The sequence below is a fragment of the Brooklawnia sp. genome (genome assembly GCF_049651565.1).
Lineage (GTDB): Bacteria > Actinomycetota > Actinomycetes > Propionibacteriales > Propionibacteriaceae > Brooklawnia.
Genome location: NZ_JBASCI010000253.1, coordinates 1 through 1,837 on the forward strand (window position 1 = coordinate 1; position 1,837 = coordinate 1,837).

A 1,837-nucleotide genomic window follows, 5' to 3' on the forward strand; every position below is an offset into this window, starting at 1 on the left:
GGATCATGAAACTTGGCAAATATATCATTCTTGAAGAACTAGGCAGAGGGGGATTTGGGATCGTCTACAAAGCGAAAGACAGCGTCCTTGGGCGGCTGGTCGCCCTGAAAGTCCTCCACAACCAGCTCACCGTCGACCCCGGCTTCATCGGTCGTTTTGAACAGGAAGCCAAACTCGCCGCGCAACTCGACCACCCTAACCTCGTGCCTGTTTACGACCTGGGGCAGATTGAAGGTTGCTTTTACATCGCTTTGGGTTTGATGTCGGGCGGCTCGCTCAAGGACAGGCTTAAGCAAGGCGCTTTACCTGAAGCATCCGCAATAAAAATATCATCGCAAATCCTTACCGGGCTCAAAGCCATCCATGAGAACGGCATCATCCACCGCGACCTCAAACCGGGCAACATCCTTTTTGATTCTTACGGCACGGCAAGGATCAGTGACCTTGGTTTTGCCAAAGCCCTACAATCTGATTCGAGTATGTCCCTGAGTATGAGCGGCGGGATGATCGGCACGCCTGCCTACATGGCGCCGGAAGTCTGGCGCGGCAACCAGGCATCAGTGCGGTCGGATATCTACAGCCTCGGCTGCATTCTCTATGAGATGTTGACGGACATGGTCCTTTTTGAAGGCGAAACGCCTGCCATGGCAATGACCAAGCATCTGATCGAGGGACCTCGATTTCATCAGAGCCTGCCCGCAGGCTGGGACGCCCTGCTCAAGAATTGCCTTGCCATGGATCCGGATGACCGCTATCCTTCCGCCGAAGCCCTGCTTGAGGTCCTCGACCGAGGGGTATTGGAGGCATCGAATAGAACCGCTGAACAGGACGGTCAAAGCCCAAAGCAGCCTGAAAAAACTTCTGAGGCGAACAGCAGCGGGAAGGGAACTGCGGCGGATGAACCGCCGAGCCGCGCTCCGTCCCAAGCGGAGACAAACGGGAAACAGAAACTTGGATCTGTTGGTGAAAAGAAGGACAAGAGAATGTGGGTTGTTGGCGCGGTTATTGGCGCGCTGTTGTTGATGCTGGGTGTTCTCTCTTTGAGCCTGATCGGAGCGGCGATCAAAAAAGCGGCAGCCCCCGTTCCGAGCAAAACAAGCACGCCCACGATCACCTCTCCCTCTCAACCCACGCTCGGGATTGGGTCAATTATGACCCGTGAAGAAGACGGGATGGAAATGGTCTATGTGCCTGCCGGGGAGTTTGAAATGGGCGGCAACGACGCCGATGCCTGGGACGATGAAAAACCGGTACACACGGTTTATCTGGATTCCTACTGGATCGACAAGTACGAGGTCAGCAACGCGCAATACGCAAAATGTGTTACCGCTGGCGATTGCACGAAGCCCAGTTATACAGGTTCTTATACCCGCAGCAATTACTATGGCAATCCGGAATACGATGATTATCCGGTCATCTATGTTGATTGGAATCAGGCAAAAGATTATTGCCAGTGGGCGGGAGGAGACTTGCCGACGGAAGCCCAATGGGAGAAAGCGGCCAGAGGGACAGACGGCAGGGCTTATCCCTGGGGCAATGACAGCCCAACCTGTCAGCTGACAACTTTCGACCAAGGAAGCTATGAAAACCCAAACTATTGTGTAGGCGACACCAGCCCGGTGACAGATTACGAGGCAGGCGCGAGCCCTTATGGAGCTTTGAACATGGCGGGCAACGTCTGGGAGTGGGTTAATGATTGGTATGGCAGCAACTATTACAGCACCTTACCAACCAGGAACCCAAGCGGACCCACTTCAGGCAAATACAGAGTTATTCGTGGCGGCTCCTGGTACCTCGACCTCAGGTGGCATGTCCGGGCGGCTAACCGGAACTACAA

The 1,837-nt window shown here is 54.4% G+C and carries 1 protein-coding gene; it reads left to right on the plus strand.

What is annotated here, in order from left to right:
- Positions 1-1,837 (plus strand): protein kinase domain-containing protein (locus WBL05_RS12230; RefSeq protein ID WP_424226265.1); only part of this gene is annotated, 1,837 nt, incomplete at both ends.